The following is a 26,279-nucleotide window of genomic DNA, read 5'->3' as shown; positions in this document are numbered from 1 at the left end:
CTAGCCCTCTCCTTCGTTAATGACTAAATCGGTTAGTTGCTTCACAAACACATCGAATCCAAGGCTTTCTTTGAGCCCCTTGCGTTCAGTATCAAACACCGACACATCCACAGCATGCCGCTCAACGTCAAAGAAGAAGGAGCAGAGCTTTTCAACATCCGGCTCAATCACCACACCCAGCCGGTTATCCAACACCCAAGACGCAACACTGGTATGCTCACCACATATCGCCAGGATATTGGCTCCCGCAAAGACATAGGAGGAGGATTTACTCGGAAAGGCAAACCGTGTCACGTCGTCTTCAATCGGTAAAAGTGCCCAACAATAGTCGGCATTCAACTGCGCCGCATCAGAGGCAGACACCAATCCCTTATACGTGACATTGTCATGTTTATCCGCCAATTGCTTTAAGTCAGGTGCAAAGACTCCAGCCCCCGCAAACACGAACGGCAAGCTTCCACCGGCTGACGCGTATTGATCAATGGCACGAATCAGTAAGGGGATACGTTGTAAACGCCCCGCATTGCCACAAAAGGTAAAGCCCAGCACTTTGTGTGGCGGGACAACAACCTGATCAAAGGAAACAGACGGGTTGGATAACACCCGAATCTGCACGGTCGTGCCCGAACGGCGTTTTATTTCCTCAGCCATCTCATGTGTGATGGTGATCAGTAACTGTGCATGACGCATGGTTAACGCATCCATCGACAATAAAAGGCGATAGAGTAGTGGCCGTACAGGGATAACCACGTTGGCGGCTTCAGGGTGAATATCTTGTAAATGATACACATAGCTCGCCCGAAACAGCTTACAGTAGAGCATGACAATAAAAGGCACTAACACAGGCGGGTCGGTGGACACATAGACGTTTTTGGGTCGTTTAATGAGCAACACGGCCGCCACCCACAGCATAAAAAATACGGCATCGATGGCACGACGCAAAATGCTGCTACCCGATACAGAAAATGCATGACAAGGGAAAAACTGCACACCATCGCCGCGTTTCTCTTTGGCAAGATGTGTCTTTATATCCGCATGATCCTGCAGAATGACACCAACAGACTGGTGTTTGGCTTGCTGTTCAGAAAAGCGCATCAACGCCTCGCCAATGACCGGATACACTGGCCAAAAGCTGCGGTTTATCACAGCCAAATCCAAACGTTTAAACATCAATATTCTTTCCAAACGGTACGCATAACGTAATCGCGATAGCTGTGAATAATCCGTACCACTTTATCTGATACGTTCGGCATGCTGTAGTCGCCGACGAGTTGTAAATCACGCTGTTCACCACGGCCTTGAGTGTCCAGAATCGCCAAGCCTTGCATTACCCGTTCAACCTCAAGCCCGACCATCATCACTGCTGCTTCTTCCATACCCTCTGGGCGCTCGTGCGCTTCGCGAATGTTCAAGGCGGGGAAATTCAGAATGGAGGACTCCTCATTGATCGTACCACTGTCGGATAAGACAGCCTTCGCACTCAACTGCAGCTTGTTGTAGTCTTTAAAGCCCAGCGGCTTCAACAATTGCACATTGGCATGAAAGCTGATTCCCAAAGCGTCCACTCGCTTTTGCGTGCGGGGATGCGTCGACATGATCACGGGAAGATCGTAATGTTCTGCGACCCTATTCAGCACGTCGACTAGCTTCATAAAGTTCTTGTCGGAATCTACGTTTTCTTCACGGTGCGCACTCACCACAAAGAACTGCCCTTCTTTCAAACCTATACGTTGCAACACATCCGACGCTTCAATCCCTTCGCGGTAGACGTTCAACACCTCGAACATCGGACTGCCTGTTTTAATAATGCGATCTGGCGGTAGGCCTTCGGCCACCAGATAATCCCGCGCGATGGTGCTGTAGCTCATGTTAATGTCGGCGGTGTGATCGACAATGCGGCGGTTGATTTCTTCCGGCACGCGCATATCAAAACAACGGTTACCCGCCTCCATGTGGAAGGTTGGAATTTTACGCCGTTTCGCTGGCAGTACCGCCATGCAGCTGTTGGTGTCGCCCAATACCAGCAATGCTTCAGGGTTAACCTCAGCCAGCACCTCATCCACCTTGATGATGACATTACCAATGGTTTGCGCACCGGTCGCACCGGCCGCGCTCAAAAAATAATCGGGCTTACGGATGCCGAGGTCCTGAAAGAAAATTTCGTTTAGCTCGTAGTCGTAGTTTTGCCCCGTGTGCACCAAAATGTGCTCACAATGCGCATCCAGTTTAGCGATCACACACGACAAACGGATGATTTCTGGGCGAGTCCCCACCACCGTCATTACTTTAAGTTTTTTTACCACGCTAGTCATATATCACTCTAGTCTTCAAAACCGAGGTTACACGTCGGTCGGTGTTAATGGGCAGGTATAGGTATCTGGCTTTTCCCGATCAAAGATCTCATTCGCCCAGAGCATAACAATCATTTCATCATCACCGATATTGGTAATATCGTGCGTCCAGCCTGGCATGGTCTCCACGATCTCCGGTTTGTCACCCGTGGTCACCCATTCATGAAACTCGCCAGTCTGCATATGGCGGAACTGAAAACGGGCGGTGCCCTTGATCACCAAAAACTTTTCCGTTTTAGTATGGTGATAATGACCGCCACGGGTAATACCAGGATGCGCCGTAAAATATGAAAACTGCCCCGCATTCGGGGTTTTTAACATTTCCACAAACACCCCGCGCGAATCGCCGTACTTGGGCACCTCGTACGCAAAGCGCTCTTTCGGAACATAACTCAGATAGGTTGAATAGAGGGCGCGCACGAATCCGACACCCACAGGCTCCGTCACCAGTGTTTGGCGGCTGTCGCGGAAACGGTAAAGCTGTTCGGCCAGCTCACCGACCGACACCTGATAAGTTGGCTGAACGGTTTCGAAGGCCTCGCCCGGTTGTTTTTTATCCATCAACTCCAAAAAATGTGCGATAACGTCGTCTATATAGACGAGGTTGATCATCGCCGCTGGGTCGTTAATCTGGATGGGTAAATGATGCGCGATGTTGTGGCAGAAGGTCGCTACAGCTGAGTTGTAGTTCGGCTTTGCCCACTTACCAAACACATTCGGCAAACGGAATACCGAAACTGGTACCTGGTGTTGATCGCGCAGCGCCAACAAGGCCTCTTCTGCCTCACGCTTTGACACGCCGTAAGGATTATCCAATTCAGCCTGAATAGAAGAGGTATACAGAATGGGCGCTTTACAACCCGACGCCACAAACGCATCCGCTAATTGCTGACTTAAGCCTGTATTACCGCGCTCAAACTCTTCAGGATCTTGTGGACGGTTTATGCCCGCCAAATGAAACACACACTCCACGCCCACGAGCATCGATGCTAAATCGTCAGCTGAGTGCTCTCGGGTAAAGCGAATCACCTCAACATTCTTGCGTTCTGACAGATGCACCAACAAATTTTTGCCAATAAATCCATCGGCACCCGTTACCAAAACACGCATTGTTTACTCCTCTGGGTTTACGTAACGGCCTTCACGCAGTTCACGAATAAACTCCAACTTTAAGAGCAGTTGCTGCATACCCGCAACATCAAGACGTTGAGTGTTGTGCGAATTGTAATCGCTTGCGTGCGAGATTTTTTCCTCGCCCTGCTCAACATACTTGGAATAGTTTAAATCACGCAGGTCAGGTGGAATGCGATAATACCCCCCTAAATCTTCGGCGCAGGCCATTTCTTCACGGCTGAGCAGCGCTTCATAGAGCTTCTCTCCATGACGGGTGCCGATGATGTTAATCGGATAATTTGGCTTGCCCAACAGATCCGACAAGGCATGGGCCAAGACTTCAACAGTTGCGGCGGGTGCCTTTTGCACGAACATATCGCCGTTATTCCCCTTTTCGAAGGCATAGAGCACAAGGTCGACTGCATCCGCCAAGGTCATCATAAAACGGGTCATGTTTGGGTCGGTAAGGGTCAATGGCTGCTCAGCCCGCATCTGATCGACAAACAGTGGAATAACCGAGCCCCGAGAAGCCATCACGTTGCCATAGCGCGTACCGCAAATCACTGTCTTCGTCGGGTCGACATTGCGTGACTTGGCCACCATGACCTTTTCCATCATCGCCTTAGAAATACCCATGGCGTTAATTGGATAAACGGCTTTATCGGTGCTTAAGCACACCACGCGTTTGACTTCGTTTTGAATGGCGGCCTCTAATAGGTTTTCAGTCCCAATGACGTTGGTTTTGACCGCTTCCATCGGGTGAAATTCACAAGACGGGACCTGCTTAAGTGCCGCCGCATGAAAAATATAATCCACACCACGCGTGGCATTCAACACCGCTTGATAATCGCGCACATCCCCAATGTAAAACTTTAATTTAGGATGCGAATACCGCTTACGCATATCATCCTGTTTTTTTTCATCACGGCTGAAAATACGGATTTCGGCAATGTCTGTGTCTAAGAATCCGTTCAGTACCGCATTACCGAAGGAGCCAGTGCCTCCCGTTATTAACAAGACTTTATCTGTAAACAAAACTGACTCCTCATCCCTTTATATTTAATGCATCGCGACAGAGCTGTATTTTCTGCTCTGGTGACGGGTAATTAATCAATACCGCGCGATACTTACCTTTAAAAACAAACAAACTGCCAGCCGCCGCCCCCACTATCCCCAACTTAGAGATCAGCTGTTGAAGGTGATCCAGCGAACCGGCTCCACCTAAAAACGTAACTGGCACCTTTAGCACGCGTTTAAACTCAGCCGCATACTCCAGATCATAGCCCTGCATGAGCCCGTCTTGATCAACAAAATTAATCACGATCTCACCGGCTCCTGCCTCCTGCAACTGCTTTGCCATGTCCAACGGATCTGACTTAACGGCTTGGGTGGCATTATGAATACACAACTCGTATCCCTTGGCGAAAAAGCCTTTTTTCTGACGCACATCCAACACAGCGACTACAGACTGACGGCCTACCGCTGCGGCTATTTCAGTCAACAATGTTGGATTGCGAATGGCTGCAGAACTAACGGCCACTTTTTCGACCCCCATATCAATAATACGTGAGGCTTGTTCTGCAGACGTCACACCGCCACCGTAGCACAGAGGCATACGACACTCAGCGGCCAATTTGGCGATCATAGTAAAGTCTGGTGCAGCTCCTTTTACCGCCGCATCAATGTCGAGCACCATCAACTCATCGGCTTCTTTCTCATTAAAGATTTTAACCGCATTAATCGGGTCCCCGACATACTTGGGGTCTTTAAAGCGCTGGGTTTTAACCAATCCACCTTGATGCACAAGCAAACAAGGAATAATTCGTGGTCTCAGCATTTAAGACAGCTCCGCAAAATTCTTTAGCAACTGAACACCCCAATGATGGCTTTTTTCAGGATGACACTGCACGCCATGAATATGCCCCTGCGAAACCACTGCATCAAAATCCAAACCATACTGCGCGCGTGCTGCAACACTCTTTTTATCCGCGGCATCAAAATAATAGGAATGCAGAAAATAAAACTGCGGAGCCGCATCAAAGCCACGGGAAAAAAGTAAGGAATTGGGCTGAGGCTCCAGTGTGTTCCACCCCATATGCGGCATCGGCAGGGCGGCACTTTGTGGATGATCGGCAAAGGCTCTCACACGACCGGGTATCCAACCCAATCCGGGTAAGCGGCCTTCATCAGACCCTTCGGCTAACATCTGCATCCCTACGCAAACACCCACCACGGGCACCTTCTGCTCAAGCACCAAGGCATCCAATGCGGGTCGCATGCCCGAGTCATTCAGCCGCTGCATCGCATGATCGAAATGCCCCACACCCGGAATCACCAAACGGGTGGCATCCTTCAAATCCTCTGGCGTGCTTGCACGTTCTGCCTGAATGCCTGAGCGTTTGAACAGGGTCAAAAATGCCTGAATATTGCCCACACCATAATCCACAATTCGGATCAACGGAAATACCTCTTCTCTAAACCTAACCGCCGCAAGGCATTCGCGCCTACACCAATTAACCATCGCTTATTTTTGTAATCACGATAGGTTTTTTTCGGCATATCGAATAAGGCTTGCAGTTCGTCAACCGATAAGCCCAGTTTATGCGCAACATACTCAAACTCTTGCTCTAAAAAATGCTCATCCATTTCAGGCCGAGAGATACGATCCAATGCGTCTTCTCGCGTCATCTGGCCCGTCATGATCAGACTCGAAAAGTGAGCGCGCCTTTTTTCGAAACCAAAACGGCGTGGCAGCCAGTAGTCTTCGTAAAACCGAGTAAAACGAGATTCATGGTGCTTATGCTTAAACCGCTGCCAACCGAATAGGCGCTCCAACTCATCCTCGGCGTCTTTTTTGACATAAGGTACTAGGTTGAGCGGATGATGGACCTTCATGCCCAGTATTTTTTGATACCAGAGCTTATAAACCAGTATATCTGTTAAGGGAAAGGTTTTCAGGTCGCCTTCACCAAACTGTTTCCAGATATCCCCAAAGAGGGTTTTATCAATACCAAGGTAACCACCCCACTCTTCTGGCTCTCGGCAACACTCGGTCGAAAAGTTAGAGCCAGTAATAATGTGCTTGATGCCGTTCTGACGGGCAAACTTGTAGAGGCCAGAGAAAAAGGCGGCGTCTTGCACCAGATCTTGATCTGGAATGCCTGAACGGAGAAAGGCAACCTGAAGGCGCTTCATTTCTTCCCAGTTCACAACTTCGGTATACAGATCTAAGTCTAAGCCATCGACCAGTTTCTCGATGTTGCCGACCGCTTGGTCAGTATTCCACCCGGCATCGACATGAAACAGCAAGGGCCGTAAGCCCATTTTTTCTTTTGCAATATAAGCGGCGTAGGAGCTGTCTAAACCACCCGATAGACCGATGATGCAGTCAAAGTCATGGCCTTTAGCGCTTTGGCGAATTGAGTCTGCTAATTGCTGCAAATCCGACATGCCCTTCGCGCCAGTGTCCCAACTGGGTTTGATGGTGGCTTCAAAGTTATTGCAGTAATTGCAAATACCTTCGTCATTGAATGCAATGTTTGGGTCTGATGTATTCATAATACATCGAGTACAGACTTGGTATTTTGTATTCAAAACAGCACCTATTTAACCTTAGACAAAAAATTTAATATCAAAGATGAAGTTGCAAAAGCCTCATCTGGTCCTGCATTGATAGGATGCACAACACATTTAACTGCATGTAATGAGTATTCTTCTACTAGAGTAGATGGATAAGAAATAACACAATCAACTGCAGGAAAAAAGTTCTTTTCGTCAATAACCACCCACTCTCGACTTTTGATCTCCGCAGGTGCTTTCACTGTAGGATGCGGCTTGTAATATACCACTGCATAGTCTTTTATTTGATCATATATCATTAGTTGATGATTAAGGCAAATTGGGTGACCAACAATTAAAACTATAGGAAGACTTTTATCGACTTTAACCTGCACAAGCTGTATTGATGGTTTAAAATAGAAAACTTCAATATCGCCAATCGACTCTAATGACAATATAGAATCAAAAAATACATCTTTAGAAAAAGCGTCATAAACATATAGACTTGTTACATTTTCTAAACGACAAGGGATGTCAATCTTAAAATTAAAGCTATGTTCAACTGTCTTTGTATTCTGAAGACCGAGGCTACCATGCTGCACAATATCAAATGACATATGCGGGCAACAGTTTTTCCTCTTTTCAGCAACAACTGAGTCTGTAAGTACTGCCCATCGATCAAAATGTTCAGCGATTACAACCCCCTGACAATCCACTCTTGAAAGTACTATATGAGTTAAATACCATCTAAAAGCGGTGTATGTTTGTAGAACAGTTGTATTGAACTGCTTTTTCAGCACAAGGCTATAAGGTGCTATAGATGCATATAGGAATGCCTCAAATAAATCTCTAAAACTTACAAGACCAATAAAATCAACACTTTTTCTCTGAGCAACAGGCCTATCAACCCACGGAAAATCTATCCAAACTATATTCTTCTTCACAACAGTAGGAATGACATTATACGCACGTTCCGAAAAGCCTAATGCATAAACAACGTCATCATTCGCTGACTCAATACTTTGAGCATTAAGCTTTAAGAAAAGCATACGAATAAGCTCGCGAAAGTGTATAACAAAACCACCAATAATAAATAAAACTTTTAACAAGAAAGCAATGAAACATACTAGCAATGGTTTATCTTTAAACTTCAAGATCCATTTCTGTGGACGTGGCATGTAACCATACTGCTTCGCAGTCTTATTTTCCAATGAGTACATATATTCATCTACAGATAACTCATTTTTTAATGCACACATATACTCTAGAAAATATTTACCACTCATAAACACCCCTGCTGGGAAATAATACAAAGTTACACTTTGTTTTCTAACAAGCACTTTGCAATAAAAAAATCATCTTCAGTATCTATATCAACCGATCTATTTGTACTCATTACATATGAAAAAGATCCATCGGAATACAACCCATCGAAACCTGACTTTCTCATATCAATTAAGTATATTGCGCCATTAATTCTATAATAAATCTCATAATCTTGACTTCGCCTTGTTTTTTTAGAGTCAATAAATCCCTTCATTGAACCACTTAATGGAATTTTATTGCAAAATTCCAGTGGATGCTCTAACTGGCAAACTGATATAACAGAACTTGCACTTTTATTGATCATCTCCGCATATGATTTCTGTATATCTGCTGCAGTTCTTAAAGGTGAAGTAGGCTGTAATATGCCCAGTATTTCTACATCTACATTTTGTTTATTTTTAAGCCATTTGATTAAATGCTCGATCACATCCTTTGTGGTAGCTGTATCTGTTGCTAATTCGAAGGGTCGTAAGAATGGAACCTCTGCTCCATGTTGAAGAGAAATATTGGCAATATTTTCATCATCTGTACTAACAATAACCCTATCGAATACTTTACTGTCGATTGCAGCCTCTATCGACCAAGCAATCATTGGTTTACCCGCTATCTCTCTTATATTTTTACCAGGGAGCCTCTTACTACCACCTCTGGCAGGTATTACTGCAATATTCAATTGAAAAGTCCCTTGATATCTTCCTGCGCTTTCTGATAATCAGACATTCTACCTATATCCAACCAGTAGTCATGGCTTCTAAAAATACCCACTTTTTTTCCTTGTGCGATTCTATGCTCTAACAATGTCGGCATATCTATACACGTTCCTTCTGATACAGATGCCACACATTCAGGGCTTAACACATAAATTCCCGTGTTTATTTGATATCGAAAAGTTGGTTTTTCTACCATATCCGTAATTAGATTATTTTTAGTTTCAATCACTCCAAATGGAACCTGATGCTCCAACTCACGAGTGCACATTGTTGCATCCACTCCTGATTGTTGATGGTGGGCCAATAGGTGTGTAAAGTCGACACGAGTTAACACATCACCATTCATTAGAATCAGAGGTTTTTTCGGCAAGTTTTTGGGTAGTAAACCCAATGCTCCACCTGTACCTAAGGGTTTCTCCTCGTGCACGTAATCAATTGAGCAACCAAACTGTGTACCATTTCCAAAGTAACTGTGAATTTGGTCAGGCATATAATGAGTTGAAATATAAAAATCATGAAAGCCTAGCCGTACAAACCGATTAATTAAATGCTCCAGCATAGGTTTATCACCAACGCGTAACATTGGCTTCGGGCAGTGATCCGTTAAAGGACGTAAACGCGTTCCAAACCCACCTGCCATAATGAATACTGGATTATCTTTTCTAGGGTACTGTAATGCTTGATGTAACGTTTCTAAGCCTACAAGATAACCTTGATCATCGACCACAGGTAATGACAAAAGACCATTACGGTCCATAACCTTTAGGCTTTGCTCGCGTGAATCATTAATTCCTGCTGTACGGGGTTTGGAGTTCATAATACAGAAGACTTGATCTTCCATATTCCGATCTAACAACAATCCACGCCGGATATCCCCATCAGTTACAGTCCCTATGAGTCTATTCTCAGAGTCACATACCAACGCAATGCGAAGTGCACCTCTATCAATAACACGCATTGCTTCACGAATTGTTGTCTTGGCATTAATGACAACACTCTTCCAATCTGACATACCTACTAATCCCTTAACTCAGAAATCGCATTGCTGAAGGAATAACCCTTTGCCCCGCTCCAACATTCTTAACTAAAGTCGTACCCGCTCCAATGATAGCAGAATCACCGATTGTGATATTTTGAATAACATTAGCACCAGTACCAATGTGTACACTACTTCCGGTTACGACTCCACCACTAAGGGTAGCTCCTGGTGCTACGTGGTTATGTGAACCAATAATGCAGTCATGCTCTACAATTGCACCCGAGTTTATTATGGAGTTATTTCCTATTTTCGCACCAGTTTGCACAATAGCACCCGCCATAATTTGCACTCCCATCCCTAGTTTCACATGCTCAGAGACCAATGCCTGTGGTGATACTACATTTAGGAAACAGTACCCCAGTTCTGAATAGCTCAAAAACAGCTTTTTCTGTACATCATGACCAGGCATAGAACCAACACCATTGACTAAAACCACTTGATCTGGTGAGTAATGATTAACCAATAGTTCGTCAGTTTCGATCCTCGTAATACCAGACAAGAGGCTAGTAGACGGTATCCTATCAGGAGATACCACTGCATGTAACTCTAGACCTAGTCGCTTGAGCATATCCATCAAAACAGATGCGTGCCCGCCAGCCCCTAACATGATCAAGAGTTTAGCCATGAATCAAATCACCTTCTTCATAATCTTGCTTTGCTTGTGTACCTAGAAGCGTCCAATACTGGCAAGGTGACACTCCATTACCCGGTCGCTTAATACTCAGATTACATGCGCTAAAAATCTCACCCCGACGAATAGCGGTTGCAGCAACTAAGCTTTTCCTAGCAACCTGTTTATTTTTGATTTCTGAGGGTTGTGGTGCTTTTATACCACTTCCCAAAGCCTGCTCAACTTCACGGATAGCCTTTACCATTGATTGCAACTCAGCAGGCTCAAGCGAGGCTTTATGGTCAGGGCCTTCCATCGTTTTATCCAACGTAAAATGCTTTTCGATAACCTGTGCTCCCATTGCAACGGCCGCAATAGAAAGAGTAATTCCAGCACTGTGATCCGAATATCCAATATTTAATCCAAATGCGCTTTGCATAGTATGCATAGCACGAAGATTAATTTCATTGACCGGTGCGGGATATTCCGTCGTACAATGCAACAAGGTGACTTTTTGTTTTAAGGCACGCTGCCCTTCATTACTAGCATACGCCTGCACAAAGTTATCTGCGCTTGGCTGAGCATCAAGTGGCGCGATCAAGCCAAACGCGATCACACCAAGTGCCGCTTCAACCTCTGCTAATGTTGCCATGCCCGTTGAGATAATTAAATCACAGCCAGTTCGCGCGTGCTCAAAAACAAAGGGAGCATTTGTAAGTTCTCCTGATGGTATTTTGAGTCGACTCAAGCCTAAATCATTCACAAGAAAGCTCAAACTCTCTGAATCGAAGGCTGTCGATAAAAATTCAATGCCTAAATCATGACAATAACTCACCAGAGCTTTATGAGTTTCGTAATCTAATTCAAGTCGAGTTAGCATCTCAAACTGTGATTCATTGACCCCAGTATTTCTAACTTGATATTCAGCTTGACGAGCCGACTGTGTCACTAGGTTTTTTGCTTTGAAGGTCTGAAACTTAACAATGTCGGCACCAGCATGGTGTGCAGCATCAACTAGTTTGAAGGCAAGATCTCGGTTTCCATTATGATTAACGCCTGCTTCAGCAATAATGAGTGTCATCAAACATTTCTCAACTTTTCATTTTTATATCGTAAAATGATTTACAAGGATCAAAATTAAAGCTTTTAATCAACTTAATTATGCGTTGACTGCTATCACCCTGACCATAGGGATTGAAAATTTTCTCATTTGGAAGCTTATAACCCCGAGTGATAGCAAGCTGTATTACTTTAACAATAGAATCTTGATTTACTTCAGCCTGTAATACACTCTTTGCAGCTAAACGCCCTTTTTGTCGTACCCCAATATTCACGGTAGGAACATCAAATGAAGGTACCTCTATAATGCCACTAGAAGAGTTACCGATTACAACTGCCGCATATTTCACTCCACTTAAGTAACGTATCTGTCCGAGAGACGGGATAGCAATAACGCGTTCTGATTGTGAAGCAGCAAAATTTTCAATCATAGGAATGATTTTTCGGCCACCCTCATCTGCGTTTGGGTAGGTCATAATAATTTGATGGTCAGGGAAGCGATTAAGAGCATCTAATAATACTTGGAAGCTCAGTATCGGGTCTTCACTCCCTAAAGTAACTGGATGATACGTAACAAGAAAGTATGGTTTCTTTAAAGAAAGACCTAGCGACTGGCTAAGTGCATCTTTGGACATAAAGGAACTTCTTTTGAGATGATCTAACCCTATAGCACCAACATTAAATACTCTTGACGGGGTCTCTCCTAATTGTATAACACGCTGCCGATGCTCTTCTGTTGAAGTCGCATGAAGATAACTGAGCTTGGTAATTGCATGACGTATGGCATCATCATAAGCACCTTCTGTAATTTCACCACCATGTAGATGTAAAATTGGGATACGCAATATCATTGCTGTCTGAGCCACAGCTAATGCTTCAAAGCGATCGCCTAGTATCACCAACATATCGGGCTTCAAACGATCTAATGCATCAGCAAAGCCCAACACGCCTAACCCCATGCTCTTAGCCGTTCCAACTGCAGAATCTGAAGACAATAAAATTTCAACTTTTTCATCAATAGTGAAGCCATCTGCCTCAATTTGATGATAAGTTTGTCCAAACTCCGGCGATAAATGCATTCCTGTTACCAACAGTTGCAAGGCTAGCTCAGGGTCCGCTTGAATATCTTTCAACAACCAATACAGTAACCCATATTCTGCTCTTGTTCCTGTAAAAACGGCAACTTTCCTTATTTTCATTTGTGCCTCAACTCTGCCACCACGACGGGTGTACTGGGTAAGTTGACAAGACGTGCCTCTATCTTCTCTGACTGCGATAAATCATTGCGCAAAGCATTTTTAAACATCGGTAACCGATGCATTAACTGCCAAATTGGGCGTGTCATCACACCAGCATCATTCGTTTCTTTCAATAAACAATTGCGTGATTCAACATCAGGACACATAACGGCATTCAGCCAATAATTTGATTGAGCATAATCCGGCTCTCTGACAAACTTAAAATCGCTCTCTTCGAAGAAAGCTTGGTAGTGCTTGGCAAGTGCTCTTTTATGACTTAAATAATCCGGCAAGGACTCCATCTGGGCACAACCTAACGCAGCATTAAGATTCGGCATCCGATAGTTAAAACCCGGCTCATCATGGTAGAACTCGTAAGCGTGGGGAACCTTAGCTGTTGTCGTAACATGCTTTGTATGTAACCCTTCTTCAATAGATTGGCACAATACCATTCCGCCACCACCTGTTGTAATAACTTTGTTGCCATTAAAGCTAAGCACCCCGAACTGACCAAATGTACCCGTATGTTGGCCTTTATAGAAAGACCCTAAGCTCTCTGCTGCATCTTCTACTAGAATAAGATGCCACTTCTTACAAACTGATATTAATTCATTAAGCTCAACAGGATGACCAAACGTGTGCATTGGCACAACTGCTTTTATTCGTTGACGAGATTTTTTATGAAAACAGCCTTTGTCATTAATCTCAGCATGCTCAAGCAGAAAATTCTCAACAGATTTAGGACATAAACCTAGGCTAACAGGAGAAACATCGCAAAAAACAGGTTCAGCTCCCATATGGTGAAGCGCATTACAGGTCGCAACAAATGTTAATGCCTGGGTAATCACTAGATCACCACGTACGATACCTGCCATGTGCAGCGCCGTATGCAATGCCGCTGTACCATTAACAGTCGCAACCGCTTTAGCACTACCTGTGTAGCCTTCAACAGTTTTTTCAAACTCATCAACATAGCGTCCAACACTAGAGACAAACGTGCTATCTATTGTTTCTAGTACGTACTTTTTTTCATTTCCACTGAAAGTTGGCACATGTAGTGGTATGAAGTCATTACTCCGATAAATATCACGTACAAACTCTACGATGGATGAAGCCTGCATCACACTCACTCCAGTCACATTTTGCTGTCTAGGTATTTACCCATTTCTTTGTGAGAAAATGCGGGAAGGATTTTAACAAATAGTTGAAGTATATCCTCTTTACTCCAAGCCAGTTGCTGTTTCATTTCCCTAATACTCTTTTCAAAAAATGCTAATAGCTCAGCATCATAAGAAAGAACGTTTTTAATCACCCCTAAGTTTTCATAGCGCTCCATGTCGAGAATTTCAGCTTCCGTAAAAAACTCTTCAAAATCTTTTTCACCTGTAGTGTCACTTTCAGTAAACAAGCAAGGCCAGTATCCCGTCTCAGGTAAGGATTTAGCTAAATCCCTCGCTTCATCCTCACTAGTACATAAATAAGGCTTATACCCCTGTTGCTTGAGATAGCGAACAGCAATTTCGGCAAAGGTGATTAAGTGTAAAGACTCACTTAGTTTTGGAAAAAATATATCGCGGTTCTCTCCAAAAATACAAGACATCAAACATAACTCTCCTGACTCCTGTGGCGTTACGAAATAGCGTTTAATATCATTTGGAGCGACTATAGGTTGACGCTTTTGAATACGTTGGTTGAATCCATGAAGTAGAGATCCATCAGAAAAAGCAACATTTGCAAATCTAGCTGTTGATATCGAGATTTTTTCACTGTTTCGCATCAAAAACATTTCCATAATTCGCTTTGATGCACCCATCATATTAACTGGGTTTGCGGCCTTATCTGTAGAAACACAAAAATACTTTTTCACACCTGATTTTATTGACTGTTGGATAGTTTTATCCGTATTGAAGATATTGACATCGACCATTCTCATCAAAGTAAATGCATCTTTTTCACTTCGCACATGCTTTAAAGCTGAAAGATTAAGCACATAATCATACAAACCATCGGCCTTTATAAAAGCGTCATACTCTAACGACCCTATATCAAGTGCAAATGTTTGAAAGTCACCATCTATATATCCAAATGAGCTTCGGATATCACGAACCAACTCAACCATATTATTTTCACTGATATCAACTACATGTAATTTTTTTGGATTTCTCTTGAAGATTTCTTTAGTGACTGCTTGCCCTATTGATCCAGCACCACCTAGTACTAAAAATCTAGAGTTTGAAACCTCTTTGGTAAGCTCAGATGCATGGTCTAAGATATCATTAGTAAACAAATACTTATCACGCCCTATCAAACCCAAAATATCCATAAACCATTCACCTATATTTTATATAAAACTATGAAGCGAGAAATAATCTTCTTTTATAGTATGCAGACGTTTTCCACACTAACACTAGGAAGTAAGTGATGCAAAGAGCAACAGGAACTGCATACAGCTCAGAGATATAGCTTAAAGAGAAAGCGCTGACCATAAATATAACGACACTAAGCCCATGACTCATAACAATTGTATTGTCGCAACCTTGAGCATACAAGGCATAATGGGGAATATAACTTAGCGCTTGGAGGAACATAGCGATGACAACAATATAGAATATGAAAATATGCTCGCTATAAATAGGTTTATCTATCCAACCTACGATCAAATCAATTAACAAAAAGGAAGCTGCAAAAAAGATAAATGATAGAGTTAGTATTTGATAAAACATTTTCTTAACTTGAGAGTTAAAACTTATAAGATCTTCTTTCGCATATGCCGCTATCATTTTTGGGTAGATAAATGAAAAAACGGCCGCATCCAAAAACGAAATCAAAGAAGCAGCTAATCCTATATAAAAAACATAGGCCCCCAATACATCTCTACCCACAAAGAAATCAAATAGGTACCTATCAAATGTTGCAATAGCACTCAGCGACAAGGTTGATATGAAAAAAGGTAATGATACCAAAACTCCTTTTTTTATCCACAACCAATCAAAACCAGACAACCAACCTTTAAAACCCAAATTATAGAAGGTGACAAAGGAAACAGCTGCAGCACCAATAGATCCCAAAACCCATAGTGACAATATAAAATCTATACTTCTGTAGTCAGGGTACAAATACATTACAGGTATAACTATTAACACCCACAACCCTTGCCTTAGAAAAAGAGCAACACTTGCTGCTATCTGATGTGACAATGCAATCAACAATCGCATCATTTCTTGATTAGCATGCTCAAGAATAAGCAAAACATAAAAGTATACGGCTACATACCATGGCAAAAAATTAAAATAAAATAAGAATAAAAAAATTGGTAAAAAAATCAAATAAAGAACAACATATAGCCCAATTTGACTCGCTAAATAACGTCCACATGTGCTCTTATCTGATTTTATTAGCTCTCTTGTGCTGTAGGTATAAAACTCTAAACCTAAAGGGTAAATACCATATGCAATCGAAGCCACAATCAAACCATACAAACCAACTTCTTCTGGGGCGAGATAGAAAGCTAATACAAAAAATAAAGAGAACTTACATAGTAACGTAACGCCTCGCAAACCAACATTGAGTAGGCGTACTATGTATTCATTATTGGTTAGTTTATGGATTGTCACTTAGTGGCCACCGATTTTTTGGCTGTAGTCTTATCTTAATCCATTTCAAGATAGTAGGCCACCGACATGAAGAGCAGACTGATGTCATAGATACTTTATATACGATCAATCATCCCCTATACTAGGATAGTTGTCACTAAAATCTGACGGAGTCTGGTTATTACTTTAAACGACAAAGCCAGAATAGATCACCCTCTGTTAGTTCGTACGCATTCTCACTATTATTCTAATTCACAAATCAATTTCATTTTCTATAATAAAATTCATGATAATTGGATGATTTGGAAACAAGTATAAGGCTCTCATAGCGGTTTCTTTGAGCTTCTCCTCATTACCAAGATAAATATGAACATCCATCATTTGAAGATAATAACTTGGGTTTGGCTCGCTCACCACTCTATCATCAAGCCAGTCTGCAAAAAAAGCTGACATTAGCGTGCTTTCTGAACCACGCTCGTGCTCAAACTCTGAAGCTAATATGAGATTTGTTGCTAAATCATTAAAAAATGGATGTTTGGAAATTTGATAAAGCTCAGTTAACTGACCTGTTTGAATAATCGCTAACGTAATTCTCTTAGAGTAATTAAATGCTAATGCACAGTAATAAAAAACCATACAAAATAGTATAGCTAAAAACAACTGTGCCGTCACTGAGGCGGATCGCGTAAAGCTAATAAGTTCGCAACGTCGTTTTTGATATAACAACACAAAAACCAAAAAGATAAAAACGACATAATGATAAGCAGACAAATAAAAAGGATGCTCTACTTGAGTATGCAACGCAATCGGCAAAAGCATCGCAAGCTTAGCTCCACCCGATTGCCACCCTTGCCGATAAGCCGCTCTAAAAATCATAAAAACTAGCATAAGGAGCGCTATAACACCTAAGACACCAATTTCTATTGCCCAGTAAAGAAATTCGTTATGAGGGTGAGAAAAAGCAGTTTGGCCAATTAAACTTTCTCCACCTTTCTTTGCTTGGTACTCTGCCGCATATTCATGAAATACACTTTGAAAACTACCAATACCATGTCCGGTTAATGGGCTATCTAAGAAGACGTTGACACCTATTGTATAAAGGTGAATTCGAATATCCTGTGTGTCATCTGATGAAAAGCTCTCTATTTTAGTAACCGTATTACTAAAACCTTCATTTGAGAGTGAACCAGTCGTAGCGCCAAGAACTACAAGCAATAAAACGCTTGAAAATATAAACATATGTCTTTTCAACAAAAAAAATCTTGTCAACAAGATCAAGGGCAAAACAATTATAAGTGAGAAAAACCCAATTCTAGATCCTGAGCTTACCACCATAAATGTAGAGCTGAAAATTGATGCCATCAAAACCAGCTTAAGCAGAATAGATCTGTTTTTAAAAGAGGGCTGACTAACTAAGTAAATTGATACAACTAGAAGAGTCGCCATCATACTAGCAAACAAGTTTGGCTGTTGAAAATGTCCTAAAGGAATAGGGTCGCTATATTTTACAATCCAAAAGATAAAGTTATTATGATCGAAAATTTGCACATAACCTATAACTGCTTGCATAAAAATTGCGAAAACTAACAAAAATAAGCAATTTTCTACTGTTCTTTTATTGAGTTGTAATTGATAAAGAGATGTAAAAAACAAAAAACCTATAAGAATTGCTATAATTCTTACAAACCATTCATAATGGTTAAGCATACCCGACAACATCCCACCCAATAGAAGCATTACAAGTGTGAAAGCAATAGAAACAAAATAATCTTTCACGATATAAAAGCTTTTTCTATTTAGCTGATGCCCAGCAAAGACAAGTACACATAATGAAACTAAAATCCAGACAAGTGAATTGAAGGGATAAAATAGAGACTCTCTACCAAGATTTGAATGAATATATAACGGAGAAATAAAAACAAAGAGCAGAAGAAACCACATATAATTCCTTTTACTAAACAAACAGTAAGCGCGCCACAAAGGCACGCTTACTAGAAACTCATTCTATTTCTATGGACGGCAGTTAGCTGGTACAAACTTAGCATCAACTGCTGGTGCACCTGGTCTGCAAACCCAAGTAACACTTCCGCCAGATGCCAATGCAGTCAAGGTCAAAGTTGTGTCATCTTGTACACGTTCATTAAAGGTAATTGTTACAATACCAGTTGAAGCACCACCAGAGGCACCTACACTTATTCTTACACTCTTAACAGCTGTACCTGTGATAGTATTAGCAGCAGATAAACCTGCAGCAGTATTATCAGCAGGCCAAGCAGCACGGGATGAATAAAACTCAGTTACAGCCGTACGCGCTGCACCCGCTAAAGACAAACCTTCAGAAACATGTGCACGCTTGGTGTAATCCTGATAAGCAGGCAACGCGATAGCAGCCAAAATACCAATGATAGCCACAACGATCATCAGCTCGATCAATGTAAAACCTTGTTGTCTTTTCATTTGTTTCTCCAACGAAAAAGTAAGTTTAGGATTCAAGCCTCTGATCCTTGAGGATTGCATGAAGCTTATTAACTATAGAGCAGGTATCGTGCCAAAATCGGAAAATTCAAAAATCATTTTTTATTATCTTTATAATTCAACAAGTTATGGTGACCTTGTTTTCCGCATTCACACTCTCAGTATTTTACAATCCAACCAAAGTGACAGTTTAGGGCACCTAACGTGACAAATATTGTCACTTTCTGACAGATTTACGCCAATGTGTTAACGCAGAACATCCCGCATGGAAACCGCTTTTGACTCTAGGCGCAGGATGGACCCCACCACAAAAAAGGCCGTCACCCACACATTCGTTTTGAATACCGTATCGGTTAAGGACAACACCAGAAAAATAATCAACAGGCCATACACCAGCACCCTAGTGCTCTCGGGTACTCGGAAGGTAAATGCAATGCCGAGCAGTATCAAGCACAGCAACCCAAGCACGCCATATTCGAGCGTTTCCTGCAAATACTGGTTGTGTACGTGTGATAGCTCGGTTATTGCATTGAAGGAGAGCTGGTGCTCGGCAACCCATCGTTCAGACTCTGCATTCAGCCTATCAAGGCTCTCTCCAATGCCAAATAAAGGCTGCTCTTTTATCAATCCAGCCGAAATCCACCACGCATTGAGTCGCAGCCCAAGAGATGTATCAAAGTCTCCCTCCATGAGGGTTGCAATTTCGCTTCTTGTATCCTGCACTCTGTCTTTTAAGCCATCATGGGTGATATAGGAGCCTACCAACACAATGGGCACCAAGGCCAAGGCAATGACTAGGCTTCGCTTGCTAGCAGGCGTTCGCAGTTTCATGCTGGCAAAAAACACAGCCAAGGCAATCAAGGTCACATAAGCACCGCGCGTGCCCGTGAACGAAAGGAGAATCAGCAAACCCAGCAGGATAAGACCAACGCCTAGCTTGTAAGGCCGCGCATATGAACGAAACAGAAAATCAACCAGAACAAGACCGTAAATCAGCAATAGGTTAGAAAACACAATAGGGTTGTGACCAACACCAATACGCTCATCGCCACGGCTGTGCCATACTTCCAACGCACCGCTCAACAGCGTCAGTAAGCTGCCGCACACGACTCCAAGGTAGATGGACTCACGGATATAGCCTGTCTGCTGTAAATACACATAAAAAACAGCAAACAACACAAACTTAATATAGCCTGATCCATGTTCAGACCCGTCGCCAAGCAGCAGGATGTGTAAAAGGTGATAGACGCCAAAGACCAGCAAGGAGACAAGCCAAAATCCATCCGATGCCTCAATCTTCGCGTTGCGTATCACAAAGGGCACCGCTAGCAAGGCCAAAAGAGCGAATAGGTTTCGGACTAAATGCACATCCCCCACGATCAAATTAACGAGCAGTAAAAAAACCAGAAAACTGTTCAAATACAAAAACGTTAACTGACCTCTCAATGGAAGCGTATTGTTCATCGTTCATCGTCCTTCGTCCCTTTAGTTTACTTATTAAACTAGTGCCCATGAAAGGTCTAACAGATCGAGCAGCATTAGGGTTGTATTCCTGAGCTGCGCGGATGAGAAGGCGTGCAAAGTGTCTAAGGCTCTTCAATCTGCAGGCTTTGCCAGTTTTAACGAATATGTACATTCAAGTCTGAGCTAATGCACTTTACTGCCTAAATAACCGCCTCTAGCCCCTTTCGCTCGATCAGGTTCAACAGTTTGAGCGACGGCCCGCTCGGCTTCTTGTCGCCGATTTCCCACTTTTGAACCGTCGACAGGCTAGTGTTAAGCACGGCGGCAAAAACAGCTTGGCTTACGTGCGCCTTTTCACGCAGCGCCTTGATCTGCTGCGGCGGTATTTCGTGCACATCGAGATTGCACAGCGCCTCGAACTCGCCCATGCGACGCTTGCTGATCAGTCCCGCGCCATGAAGCCCACGTGCTGTCTCGTGCATCTCGTCCAGAATTCGGCTGTTACGCTTTGTCGTCGCCATCACATATCTCCACAATTTCACCGGCAGCCAGCGCAATGGTCAGTTGCCGATCATCAAAGCCAAGCAACTCCCTTGCCACCTCTTGGAGCACCCTCAGCTCGTCCTTGTCGATGTTGGATCGTTCGTTCTTGCTGAAGCCATAAAGGAAGAACCAGCGCCCTGCCATTTTCGTAGCGATGATGGTTCTGGCCCCGCCACGCTTGCCCTGGCCAGGCAGCGCGACGCGCTTCTTGACAACATCGCCACCCAAATCGGCATCCACGAGCCCTTGGCTCATTTCTTCGACTGCGGCACATAAAGCTGCGTCGGTTAGTCCGGCCTTTTTCATCGAGCGGGTGAAGGTGCGTGTTTTAAAGACTCGTCTCATTGAAAAACTATACCACTCAGTGCAATACCTGTCTAGGCATAGTGCATTGGCGGCAAACTCGTTGTCATCCAGTCAACACATGCATCGGATGGTGTAAAACCAGACACACTTCGTGTTAAACATTCACGTGCAACGTCGACTTGATTCTGGTGGACCGCTGTTTCTAGCTCAACCAATGTTTGCTGCAAAACATCGGGGGACAGCATTTCTTCATTTGCTCTCATAATCTTCGGGTGCTGTGTACGAGTTACGTTATCGCCAATTAATAACTCTTCATACAATTTTTCACCCGGTCGAAGCCCTGTGTATTCAATCGCGATATCCCCACGGGTGTTGTGTTCATCCTTAACGGAAAAGCCCATTAGTCGAATCATACGCTTAGCTAAATCCGTAATGGTGACAGGTTCACCCATATCAAGAACAAATACATCCCCACCTTTAGCCATAGAACCCGCTTGAATCACTAAGTTTGCGGCTTCTGGAATCGTCATAAAATAGCGGGTGATTTCAGGATGGGTGACGGTGACAGGCCCTCCTTCTTCAATTTGCTTTCGAAATAAAGGAACCACCGATCCAGACGACCCCAGTACATTACCAAAACGCACCATGGAATAGATGGTCTCGGATGTAGATTGAGAGGATTGCTGCGCCAAGTCTTGTAATATCAGTTCAGCAAGTCGTTTCGTCGCGCCCATCACGTTGGTGGGTCTAACGGCTTTATCTGTAGAAATTAATACAAAGCGCTCAACCTTTGCCCGTAATGCAGCCTCGGCGAGTATTTTGGTTCCCAGTACATTATTTTCGATGCCTTCAAGGATATTATGCTCAACCAAGGGGACGTGCTTATAGGCAGCGGCGTGGTAGAGCGTTTGTACCTGAAACCGACTGAGCACATCGTCAATACGCTGTTTATTTGTCACCGACCCTAGCAGTGAAATCCGTGGAACATTGATGCCCAGTGTCTTGGATAACAGCGTCAGCTCTTGTTCAATCGCATAGAGTGCGTACTCACTTCGCTCATACAACACTAAGCAACGTGGCGTATTCTTTAACACTTGCCGGCATATTTCTGAGCCTATAGAACCTCCAGCCCCGGTCACCATCACAACTTTGTTATCGATACTGTCGTCAATCAGTTCTCGAATGGGGGGGACGGGGTCTCGACCTAACAGATCTTCTATCTGCACTTCACGCAAACTGGTGATGGATTCGCCCGCTAAAATTTCGTGCATGGACGGCAGGGTTTTGACATGAACAGGAAACTCCTCCAGTCGTTGCAGTATATCGCGGCGCGCTTTCGCACTAATTGAGGGCATGGCAAGAAACACGGCACTCACGTTACGTGCCTCAATTAATGTGGAAAGGTGCTTTGGATCAAAGACCTTGCATCCTGTTACATTACTCCCGATCAGCAATGGATCGTCATCTAAAAAGCCGACACATTTGTATTCGTGATGGCTTTCTAAACTCCGGCACAGCTGAACACCGCTTTCGCCTGCGCCATATATGAGTACTGGGCTTTTATCAATGAACAAGCCTAAGCTCCACTGATAGTAACTGCGCATTAAAAAGCGGGTTCCACCCACATAAATCAACGCAATGATAGCAAAATTAACCGGAACCGTTCTGGGGAAGGGCTCTATTTTAATGACAAATGCGGCCGCCCAAAGCATCATGGATAGGATTAACACGCCCGAGACGACCGTCCATATCATCTGGCTACCGATGTAGCGAATGACGGCTCGATAAAGCCCAATCCGAATAAAAATCAGAATGCCCATGACGGGTAACAAAATAAATAAAATTGCGGCTGGGTAAAGATAGGCTTCGGGCCAGAGTTCCGAAAAGCGCAACGCAAACGCGGACCACAGGGCGAGAGGCAAGGCAACCGCATCGGCCATCACCATGAGTAGACGTTTTTGATAACGACTTAACTGCATTAGCTTTGAATGAAAAAAATCCGTTTTCTTAAAATTACTCATGAGACAGTCCTGTCACCTTGCCCTTTACCCAACACCGTTAGAAAGATATAGCGAAAATACTGCCGTAGATTAAGGTTCTGGATCATTTGCTGATCCATCGCGGCAAGCTTGGCAGGTGTCGACATATCGACATTATTCACTTGTGCCAGCCCTGTAATCCCTGGTGGCACGTTAAACACACCCAACGCTTCCCTTTCCTGAATAAGTTCCTGCTGGTTAAACAAGCAAGGACGCGGCCCAACTAAACTCATTTCCCCTTTTAGCACATTCCATAACTGGGGTAGCTCATCGAGTTTTGTTCGACGCAAGAAATGACCAAAGGGGGTAATGTCGCTACTATTGGCGAGATGGGTCGCCACCGAGGCGGTTTCCGGTTTCATTGTTCTGAATTTAACCAGAGTGAAGGGCTGTAAATTGCGCCCAACTCGTGTCTGCCGGAAGATGGGGGAGCCAGTATCAAAAAAGCCGATAATCGTTAACACTAGAAAAATCGGGCCCCGAACAGTAATCCAAGCACCGAAAATAACACATCCAAACTGCGAATCATGTTTATTCCTTTTCACCTCGCATGATTTATAAAACAATAGGTTACACACTTATCAACACAGAAAGAAATGTAAATCTGTTTGTTTTTCGCCTGCAATAATATCGACTAATGAAGACACCAACAAACTTTATTTAGTGTAATGCCATTCTGAAAGACTAAGATATTGTTTTCCAATCAGACGTACGCCTCCGAATACCTAGCCTGATCTAGTCCTTAGATTGCTGATAACGTTGGGAAAAAGATATAATCAAAAACGAAGCCCTCATTCTACTCAGCTTAGGCCTAGGGAAGTGGAAATTTCAATCGAATTTAATAGACGAGAATATGGATTACAGACGAGAGATAGACGGACTTAGAGCACTTGCTGTACTGCCAGTCATATTGTTCCATGCGGGCTTTGATCTGTTTAGTGGTGGCTTTGTAGGCGTAGATGTCTTCTTTGTAATCAGCGGCTATTTGATCACTAAAATCATTTTATCAGAACTTGAGCAAGATAAGTTTTCCATTTTAAACTTCTATGAGCGTCGTGCAAGACGCATCTTGCCAGCATTATTCCTCGTAATGCTAGTATGTATTCCATTCGCCTGGCTCTGGCTATATCCGAGCGATATGAAAGACTTTGCACAAAGCCTAGTCGCTGTATCAACATTTTCATCCAATATCTTGTTTTGGCGTGAGAGCGGGTATTTCGATACTGCGGCCGAGCTCAAACCTCTATTACATACGTGGAGCCTAGCAGTAGAGGAGCAGTACTATGTTCTGTTCCCCATCTTCCTTATGCTGTTTTGGCGACTAGGCATGCGTTGGATACTAATGTTGCTTAGTGTGGTTTTTATTACAAGCATTGCTACTGCACAGTGGGCAGCATATGCTCAACCAGCCGCAGCTTTCTATCTTCTGCCAACACGCACTTGGGAGTTGCTGATCGGTGCATTCGCAGCTTTTTACTTATCTAAAACCAATGGCCGTACTAATTTGGCTAGGAGCGTAAGTGAGGTAGGCGGATGGTTAGGAATTGCGTTAATCCTCTTTGCAGTATTTTTTTATAGCCACGCAACTCCTTTTCCTGGATTTTACGCTCTTGTACCTACAATTGGCACGGTTCTAGTTATTTTGTTTGCGACTCAACAAACGACTGTAGGTAAGTTTGTTGGAAACAAAGGTTTTGTTGGCCTGGGGTTAATAAGCTACAGCGCATACTTGTGGCATCAGCCATTGTTCGCATTCGCCAAACAAAGAAGCTTAGTAGAACCAAGCCAACTCACTTTTATCACTTTGTCAGTTCTTTCGCTTGTTCTTGCTTACTTTAGTTGGCGCTATGTAGAGACCCCTTTTAGAAAAAAAGATTTAGTTTCAAGATCTAAGATTTTTTACGGTGCTTTATTAGGCACGTTGTTTTTCATCTCTGTAGGTGTAATTGGCCACGTTAGCGATGGTTTTAAAGAGCGTTTTGAAATTCCAGCATCTGTTTATAATTCAATACAGCGTACTCCTCGTGAAGCTGAGTGCTTTGGTAAAGCAGGCATACATGTTATTGAAGATTGGTTCTGTGAGCTTGGATTAGATAGCGCTACAAAAGATTTTGTAGTTTTTGGTGACAGTCATGCATTGAGTGCTTTACCTGCTTTCGATTCAGCAGCTACGGATCTGGGGATTAGTGGTATTTTTGCTGGAACATCTGGCTGCACTCCATTCCTCGGTATTTACGCTTTACGGAACGATCAATTATCTCACAATTGCCATGCTCTAAATAAAAGAGTTTATCAATTTGTTCAAGACCAAAAAATATCTACTGTTTTTTTTATCGCTAGATGGTCTTACTATACTGATGGTGGGTATAACGGTAGCAATTTTTCATATATAAGCACCGATGAAAATGGGCTAGCAAATCCTGATGAAAGTCGGAGAGCTTTTGAAATTGGCCTAGAAAATACAATCACAGCTTATCGAAGCATTGGGGTTAACGTTATTTTCCTGCCACAAGTCCCGCAACAAATACTATCTCCGGTACAAATCTACTCACTCGCTAGTCGCTCTAAAGAGCATAAAGTCAACAATTTTTCTGTTTCTAAAGAGGAACACTTATCACTTCAACGCTATGTGAATACGCTGTTTGAAAAAAAAGGTGTCTCGCTGATTGAGCTTGATCAATATTTTTGTGATGAGAGTAAATGTGCTGTTGGAAACGAGTCAGTTTCTTTTTACTTTGATGAAGACCACCTCTCACTTGAAGGGTCTAAAAGACTTATCGATCCAATTCGTGAGGCAATCAACAAACGTAATCGTATTTAAACACTAACAACGCCTCCAATACTCTAATGACCTC

24 protein-coding genes are annotated in these 26,279 nt (G+C 43.2%); 1 reads left to right on the top strand and 23 read right to left on the bottom strand.

The window, feature by feature from the left end:
• The 23 genes from D791_RS14865 to D791_RS14755 form a co-directional block, all read right to left on the bottom strand.
• The gene (locus D791_RS14865) at positions 1 to 1,170 is read right to left on the bottom strand and encodes a glycosyltransferase family protein (RefSeq protein ID WP_036513277.1); all 1,170 of its coding nucleotides are present in this window, start codon (positions 1,168 to 1,170) and stop codon (positions 1 to 3) included.
• The gene (gene wecB / locus D791_RS14860; protein WP_036513275.1) at positions 1,170 to 2,312 is read right to left on the bottom strand and encodes a non-hydrolyzing UDP-N-acetylglucosamine 2-epimerase; all 1,143 of its coding nucleotides are present in this window, start codon (positions 2,310 to 2,312) and stop codon (positions 1,170 to 1,172) included. The genes D791_RS14865 and wecB overlap by 1 nt, the downstream gene beginning before the upstream one ends.
• 27 nt (positions 2,313 to 2,339) lie before the next feature.
• Entirely contained in the window at positions 2,340 to 3,461 is a 1,122-nt protein-coding gene (wbjC, locus tag D791_RS14855) for a UDP-2-acetamido-2,6-beta-L-arabino-hexul-4-ose reductase (RefSeq protein WP_036513272.1), read from the bottom strand.
• Positions 3,462 to 3,464: 3 nt separating this feature from the next.
• Positions 3,465 to 4,499: a polysaccharide biosynthesis protein gene (locus tag D791_RS14850; protein ID WP_036513270.1), complete on the bottom strand. Its 1,035-nt coding sequence runs from the start codon at positions 4,497 to 4,499 to the stop codon at positions 3,465 to 3,467.
• A gap of 10 nt (positions 4,500 to 4,509) precedes the next feature.
• Positions 4,510 to 5,301 carry an AglZ/HisF2 family acetamidino modification protein gene (locus tag D791_RS14845; RefSeq protein ID WP_036513267.1) on the bottom strand — a complete coding sequence of 264 codons (792 nt, stop codon included), beginning with the start codon at positions 5,299 to 5,301 and terminating at the stop codon, positions 4,510 to 4,512.
• Positions 5,302 to 5,922, bottom strand: coding sequence for an imidazole glycerol phosphate synthase subunit HisH (gene hisH, locus D791_RS14840; protein WP_036513263.1), 621 nt, complete (start codon positions 5,920 to 5,922; stop codon positions 5,302 to 5,304).
• Positions 5,919 to 7,058, bottom strand: a complete 1,140-nt coding sequence (locus D791_RS14835) for an N-acetyl sugar amidotransferase (RefSeq protein WP_036513261.1) — start codon at positions 7,056 to 7,058, stop codon at positions 5,919 to 5,921. Before D791_RS14835 ends, hisH begins: the two co-directional genes overlap by 4 nt.
• Before the next feature lie 8 nt (positions 7,059 to 7,066).
• On the bottom strand, positions 7,067 to 8,308 hold the full coding sequence (locus D791_RS14830) for a hypothetical protein (RefSeq protein ID WP_036513259.1): 1,242 nt from the start codon (positions 8,306 to 8,308) through the stop codon (positions 7,067 to 7,069).
• A 29-nt stretch (positions 8,309 to 8,337) separates the two neighbouring features.
• Complete coding sequence (locus D791_RS14825; RefSeq protein ID WP_036513256.1) at positions 8,338 to 9,021, bottom strand: acylneuraminate cytidylyltransferase family protein; 684 nt, start codon at positions 9,019 to 9,021, stop codon at positions 8,338 to 8,340.
• Positions 9,018 to 10,070 carry a nucleotidyltransferase family protein gene (locus D791_RS14820; protein WP_036513253.1) on the bottom strand — a complete coding sequence of 351 codons (1,053 nt, stop codon included), beginning with the start codon at positions 10,068 to 10,070 and terminating at the stop codon, positions 9,018 to 9,020. The genes D791_RS14825 and D791_RS14820 overlap by 4 nt, the downstream gene beginning before the upstream one ends.
• 13 nt (positions 10,071 to 10,083) lie before the next feature.
• Entirely contained in the window at positions 10,084 to 10,722 is a 639-nt protein-coding gene (locus D791_RS14815) for an acetyltransferase (RefSeq protein WP_036513250.1), read from the bottom strand.
• Positions 10,715 to 11,788 (bottom strand): N-acetylneuraminate synthase, encoded by a 1,074-nt coding sequence (gene neuB, locus D791_RS14810; protein WP_036513248.1) that lies wholly within the window; start codon positions 11,786 to 11,788, stop codon positions 10,715 to 10,717. Before neuB ends, D791_RS14815 begins: the two co-directional genes overlap by 8 nt.
• 10 nt (positions 11,789 to 11,798) lie before the next feature.
• Entirely contained in the window at positions 11,799 to 12,965 is a 1,167-nt protein-coding gene (gene neuC, locus D791_RS14805; RefSeq protein ID WP_036513245.1) for a UDP-N-acetylglucosamine 2-epimerase, read from the bottom strand.
• Positions 12,962 to 14,125 (bottom strand): LegC family aminotransferase, encoded by a 1,164-nt coding sequence (locus D791_RS14800; protein WP_036513243.1) that lies wholly within the window; start codon positions 14,123 to 14,125, stop codon positions 12,962 to 12,964. The genes neuC and D791_RS14800 overlap by 4 nt, the downstream gene beginning before the upstream one ends.
• A 14-nt stretch (positions 14,126 to 14,139) precedes the next feature.
• Entirely contained in the window at positions 14,140 to 15,327 is a 1,188-nt protein-coding gene (locus D791_RS14795; RefSeq protein WP_036513241.1) for a UDP-N-acetylglucosamine 4,6-dehydratase, read from the bottom strand.
• Positions 15,328 to 15,355: 28 nt separating this feature from the next.
• On the bottom strand, positions 15,356 to 16,618 hold the full coding sequence (locus D791_RS14790) for an MATE family efflux transporter (protein WP_051514585.1): 1,263 nt from the start codon (positions 16,616 to 16,618) through the stop codon (positions 15,356 to 15,358).
• 231 nt (positions 16,619 to 16,849) lie between these two features.
• The gene (locus D791_RS14785) at positions 16,850 to 18,538 is read right to left on the bottom strand and encodes a PglL family O-oligosaccharyltransferase (RefSeq protein ID WP_036513239.1); all 1,689 of its coding nucleotides are present in this window, start codon (positions 18,536 to 18,538) and stop codon (positions 16,850 to 16,852) included.
• A gap of 69 nt (positions 18,539 to 18,607) precedes the next feature.
• Positions 18,608 to 19,090: a pilin gene (locus D791_RS21535; protein WP_272944855.1), complete on the bottom strand. Its 483-nt coding sequence runs from the start codon at positions 19,088 to 19,090 to the stop codon at positions 18,608 to 18,610.
• A 228-nt stretch (positions 19,091 to 19,318) separates the two neighbouring features.
• Positions 19,319 to 20,536, bottom strand: coding sequence for an O-antigen ligase family protein (locus D791_RS14775; protein ID WP_036513234.1), 1,218 nt, complete (start codon positions 20,534 to 20,536; stop codon positions 19,319 to 19,321).
• A 200-nt stretch (positions 20,537 to 20,736) separates the two neighbouring features.
• A complete protein-coding gene (locus D791_RS14770) occupies positions 20,737 to 21,057 on the bottom strand; it encodes a helix-turn-helix domain-containing protein (RefSeq protein ID WP_036513232.1) in 321 nt (106 codons plus the stop codon).
• The gene (locus D791_RS14765) at positions 21,038 to 21,424 is read right to left on the bottom strand and encodes a type II toxin-antitoxin system RelE/ParE family toxin (protein WP_036513230.1); all 387 of its coding nucleotides are present in this window, start codon (positions 21,422 to 21,424) and stop codon (positions 21,038 to 21,040) included. The genes D791_RS14770 and D791_RS14765 overlap by 20 nt, the downstream gene beginning before the upstream one ends.
• Positions 21,425 to 21,456: 32 nt before the next feature.
• The gene (locus D791_RS14760; protein WP_051514584.1) at positions 21,457 to 23,406 is read right to left on the bottom strand and encodes a polysaccharide biosynthesis protein; all 1,950 of its coding nucleotides are present in this window, start codon (positions 23,404 to 23,406) and stop codon (positions 21,457 to 21,459) included.
• Positions 23,403 to 23,888: a sugar transferase gene (locus D791_RS14755; RefSeq protein ID WP_237748668.1), complete on the bottom strand. Its 486-nt coding sequence runs from the start codon at positions 23,886 to 23,888 to the stop codon at positions 23,403 to 23,405. The genes D791_RS14760 and D791_RS14755 overlap by 4 nt, the downstream gene beginning before the upstream one ends.
• Before the next feature lie 389 nt (positions 23,889 to 24,277).
• Here D791_RS14755 and D791_RS14750 point away from each other — a divergent pair, with 389 nt between their 5' ends.
• Positions 24,278 to 26,245, top strand: a complete 1,968-nt coding sequence (locus D791_RS14750) for an acyltransferase family protein (protein ID WP_036513226.1) — start codon at positions 24,278 to 24,280, stop codon at positions 26,243 to 26,245.
• The last annotated feature ends 34 nt before the right edge of the window (positions 26,246 to 26,279 follow it).

It is taken from the genome of Nitrincola nitratireducens, from assembly GCF_000585235.1.
In the GTDB taxonomy this organism is placed as follows: domain Bacteria; phylum Pseudomonadota; class Gammaproteobacteria; order Pseudomonadales; family Balneatricaceae; genus Nitrincola; species Nitrincola alkalisediminis.
The sequence above is the reverse complement of the archived record's forward strand: the minus strand, read 5'-3'. Positions and strand labels throughout refer to the sequence as shown.

Coding starts and splice junctions, on each gene's coding strand:
- D791_RS14750 (WP_036513226.1), top strand. CDS start 24,278: ATGGATTACAGACGAGAGATAGACGGACTTAGAGCACTTGCTGTACTG.
- D791_RS14785 (WP_036513239.1), bottom strand. CDS start 18,538: ATGTGGTTTCTTCTGCTCTTTGTTTTTATTTCTCCGTTATATATTCAT.
- D791_RS14815 (WP_036513250.1), bottom strand. CDS start 10,722: ATGGCTAAACTCTTGATCATGTTAGGGGCTGGCGGGCACGCATCTGTT.
- D791_RS14820 (WP_036513253.1), bottom strand. CDS start 10,070: ATGTCAGATTGGAAGAGTGTTGTCATTAATGCCAAGACAACAATTCGT.
- wecB (WP_036513275.1), bottom strand. CDS start 2,312: ATGACTAGCGTGGTAAAAAAACTTAAAGTAATGACGGTGGTGGGGACT.
- neuC (WP_036513245.1), bottom strand. CDS start 12,965: ATGAAAATAAGGAAAGTTGCCGTTTTTACAGGAACAAGAGCAGAATAT.
- D791_RS14770 (WP_036513232.1), bottom strand. CDS start 21,057: ATGGCGACGACAAAGCGTAACAGCCGAATTCTGGACGAGATGCACGAG.
- D791_RS14760 (WP_051514584.1), bottom strand. CDS start 23,406: ATGAGTAATTTTAAGAAAACGGATTTTTTTCATTCAAAGCTAATGCAG.
- D791_RS14765 (WP_036513230.1), bottom strand. CDS start 21,424: ATGAGACGAGTCTTTAAAACACGCACCTTCACCCGCTCGATGAAAAAG.
- neuB (WP_036513248.1), bottom strand. CDS start 11,788: ATGACACTCATTATTGCTGAAGCAGGCGTTAATCATAATGGAAACCGA.
- D791_RS14775 (WP_036513234.1), bottom strand. CDS start 20,536: ATGAACAATACGCTTCCATTGAGAGGTCAGTTAACGTTTTTGTATTTG.
- D791_RS14795 (WP_036513241.1), bottom strand. CDS start 15,327: ATGGATATTTTGGGTTTGATAGGGCGTGATAAGTATTTGTTTACTAAT.
- D791_RS14800 (WP_036513243.1), bottom strand. CDS start 14,125: ATGCAGGCTTCATCCATCGTAGAGTTTGTACGTGATATTTATCGGAGT.
- D791_RS14865 (WP_036513277.1), bottom strand. CDS start 1,170: ATGTTTAAACGTTTGGATTTGGCTGTGATAAACCGCAGCTTTTGGCCA.
- D791_RS14830 (WP_036513259.1), bottom strand. CDS start 8,308: ATGAGTGGTAAATATTTTCTAGAGTATATGTGTGCATTAAAAAATGAG.
- D791_RS14845 (WP_036513267.1), bottom strand. CDS start 5,301: ATGCTGAGACCACGAATTATTCCTTGTTTGCTTGTGCATCAAGGTGGA.
- wbjC (WP_036513272.1), bottom strand. CDS start 3,461: ATGCGTGTTTTGGTAACGGGTGCCGATGGATTTATTGGCAAAAATTTG.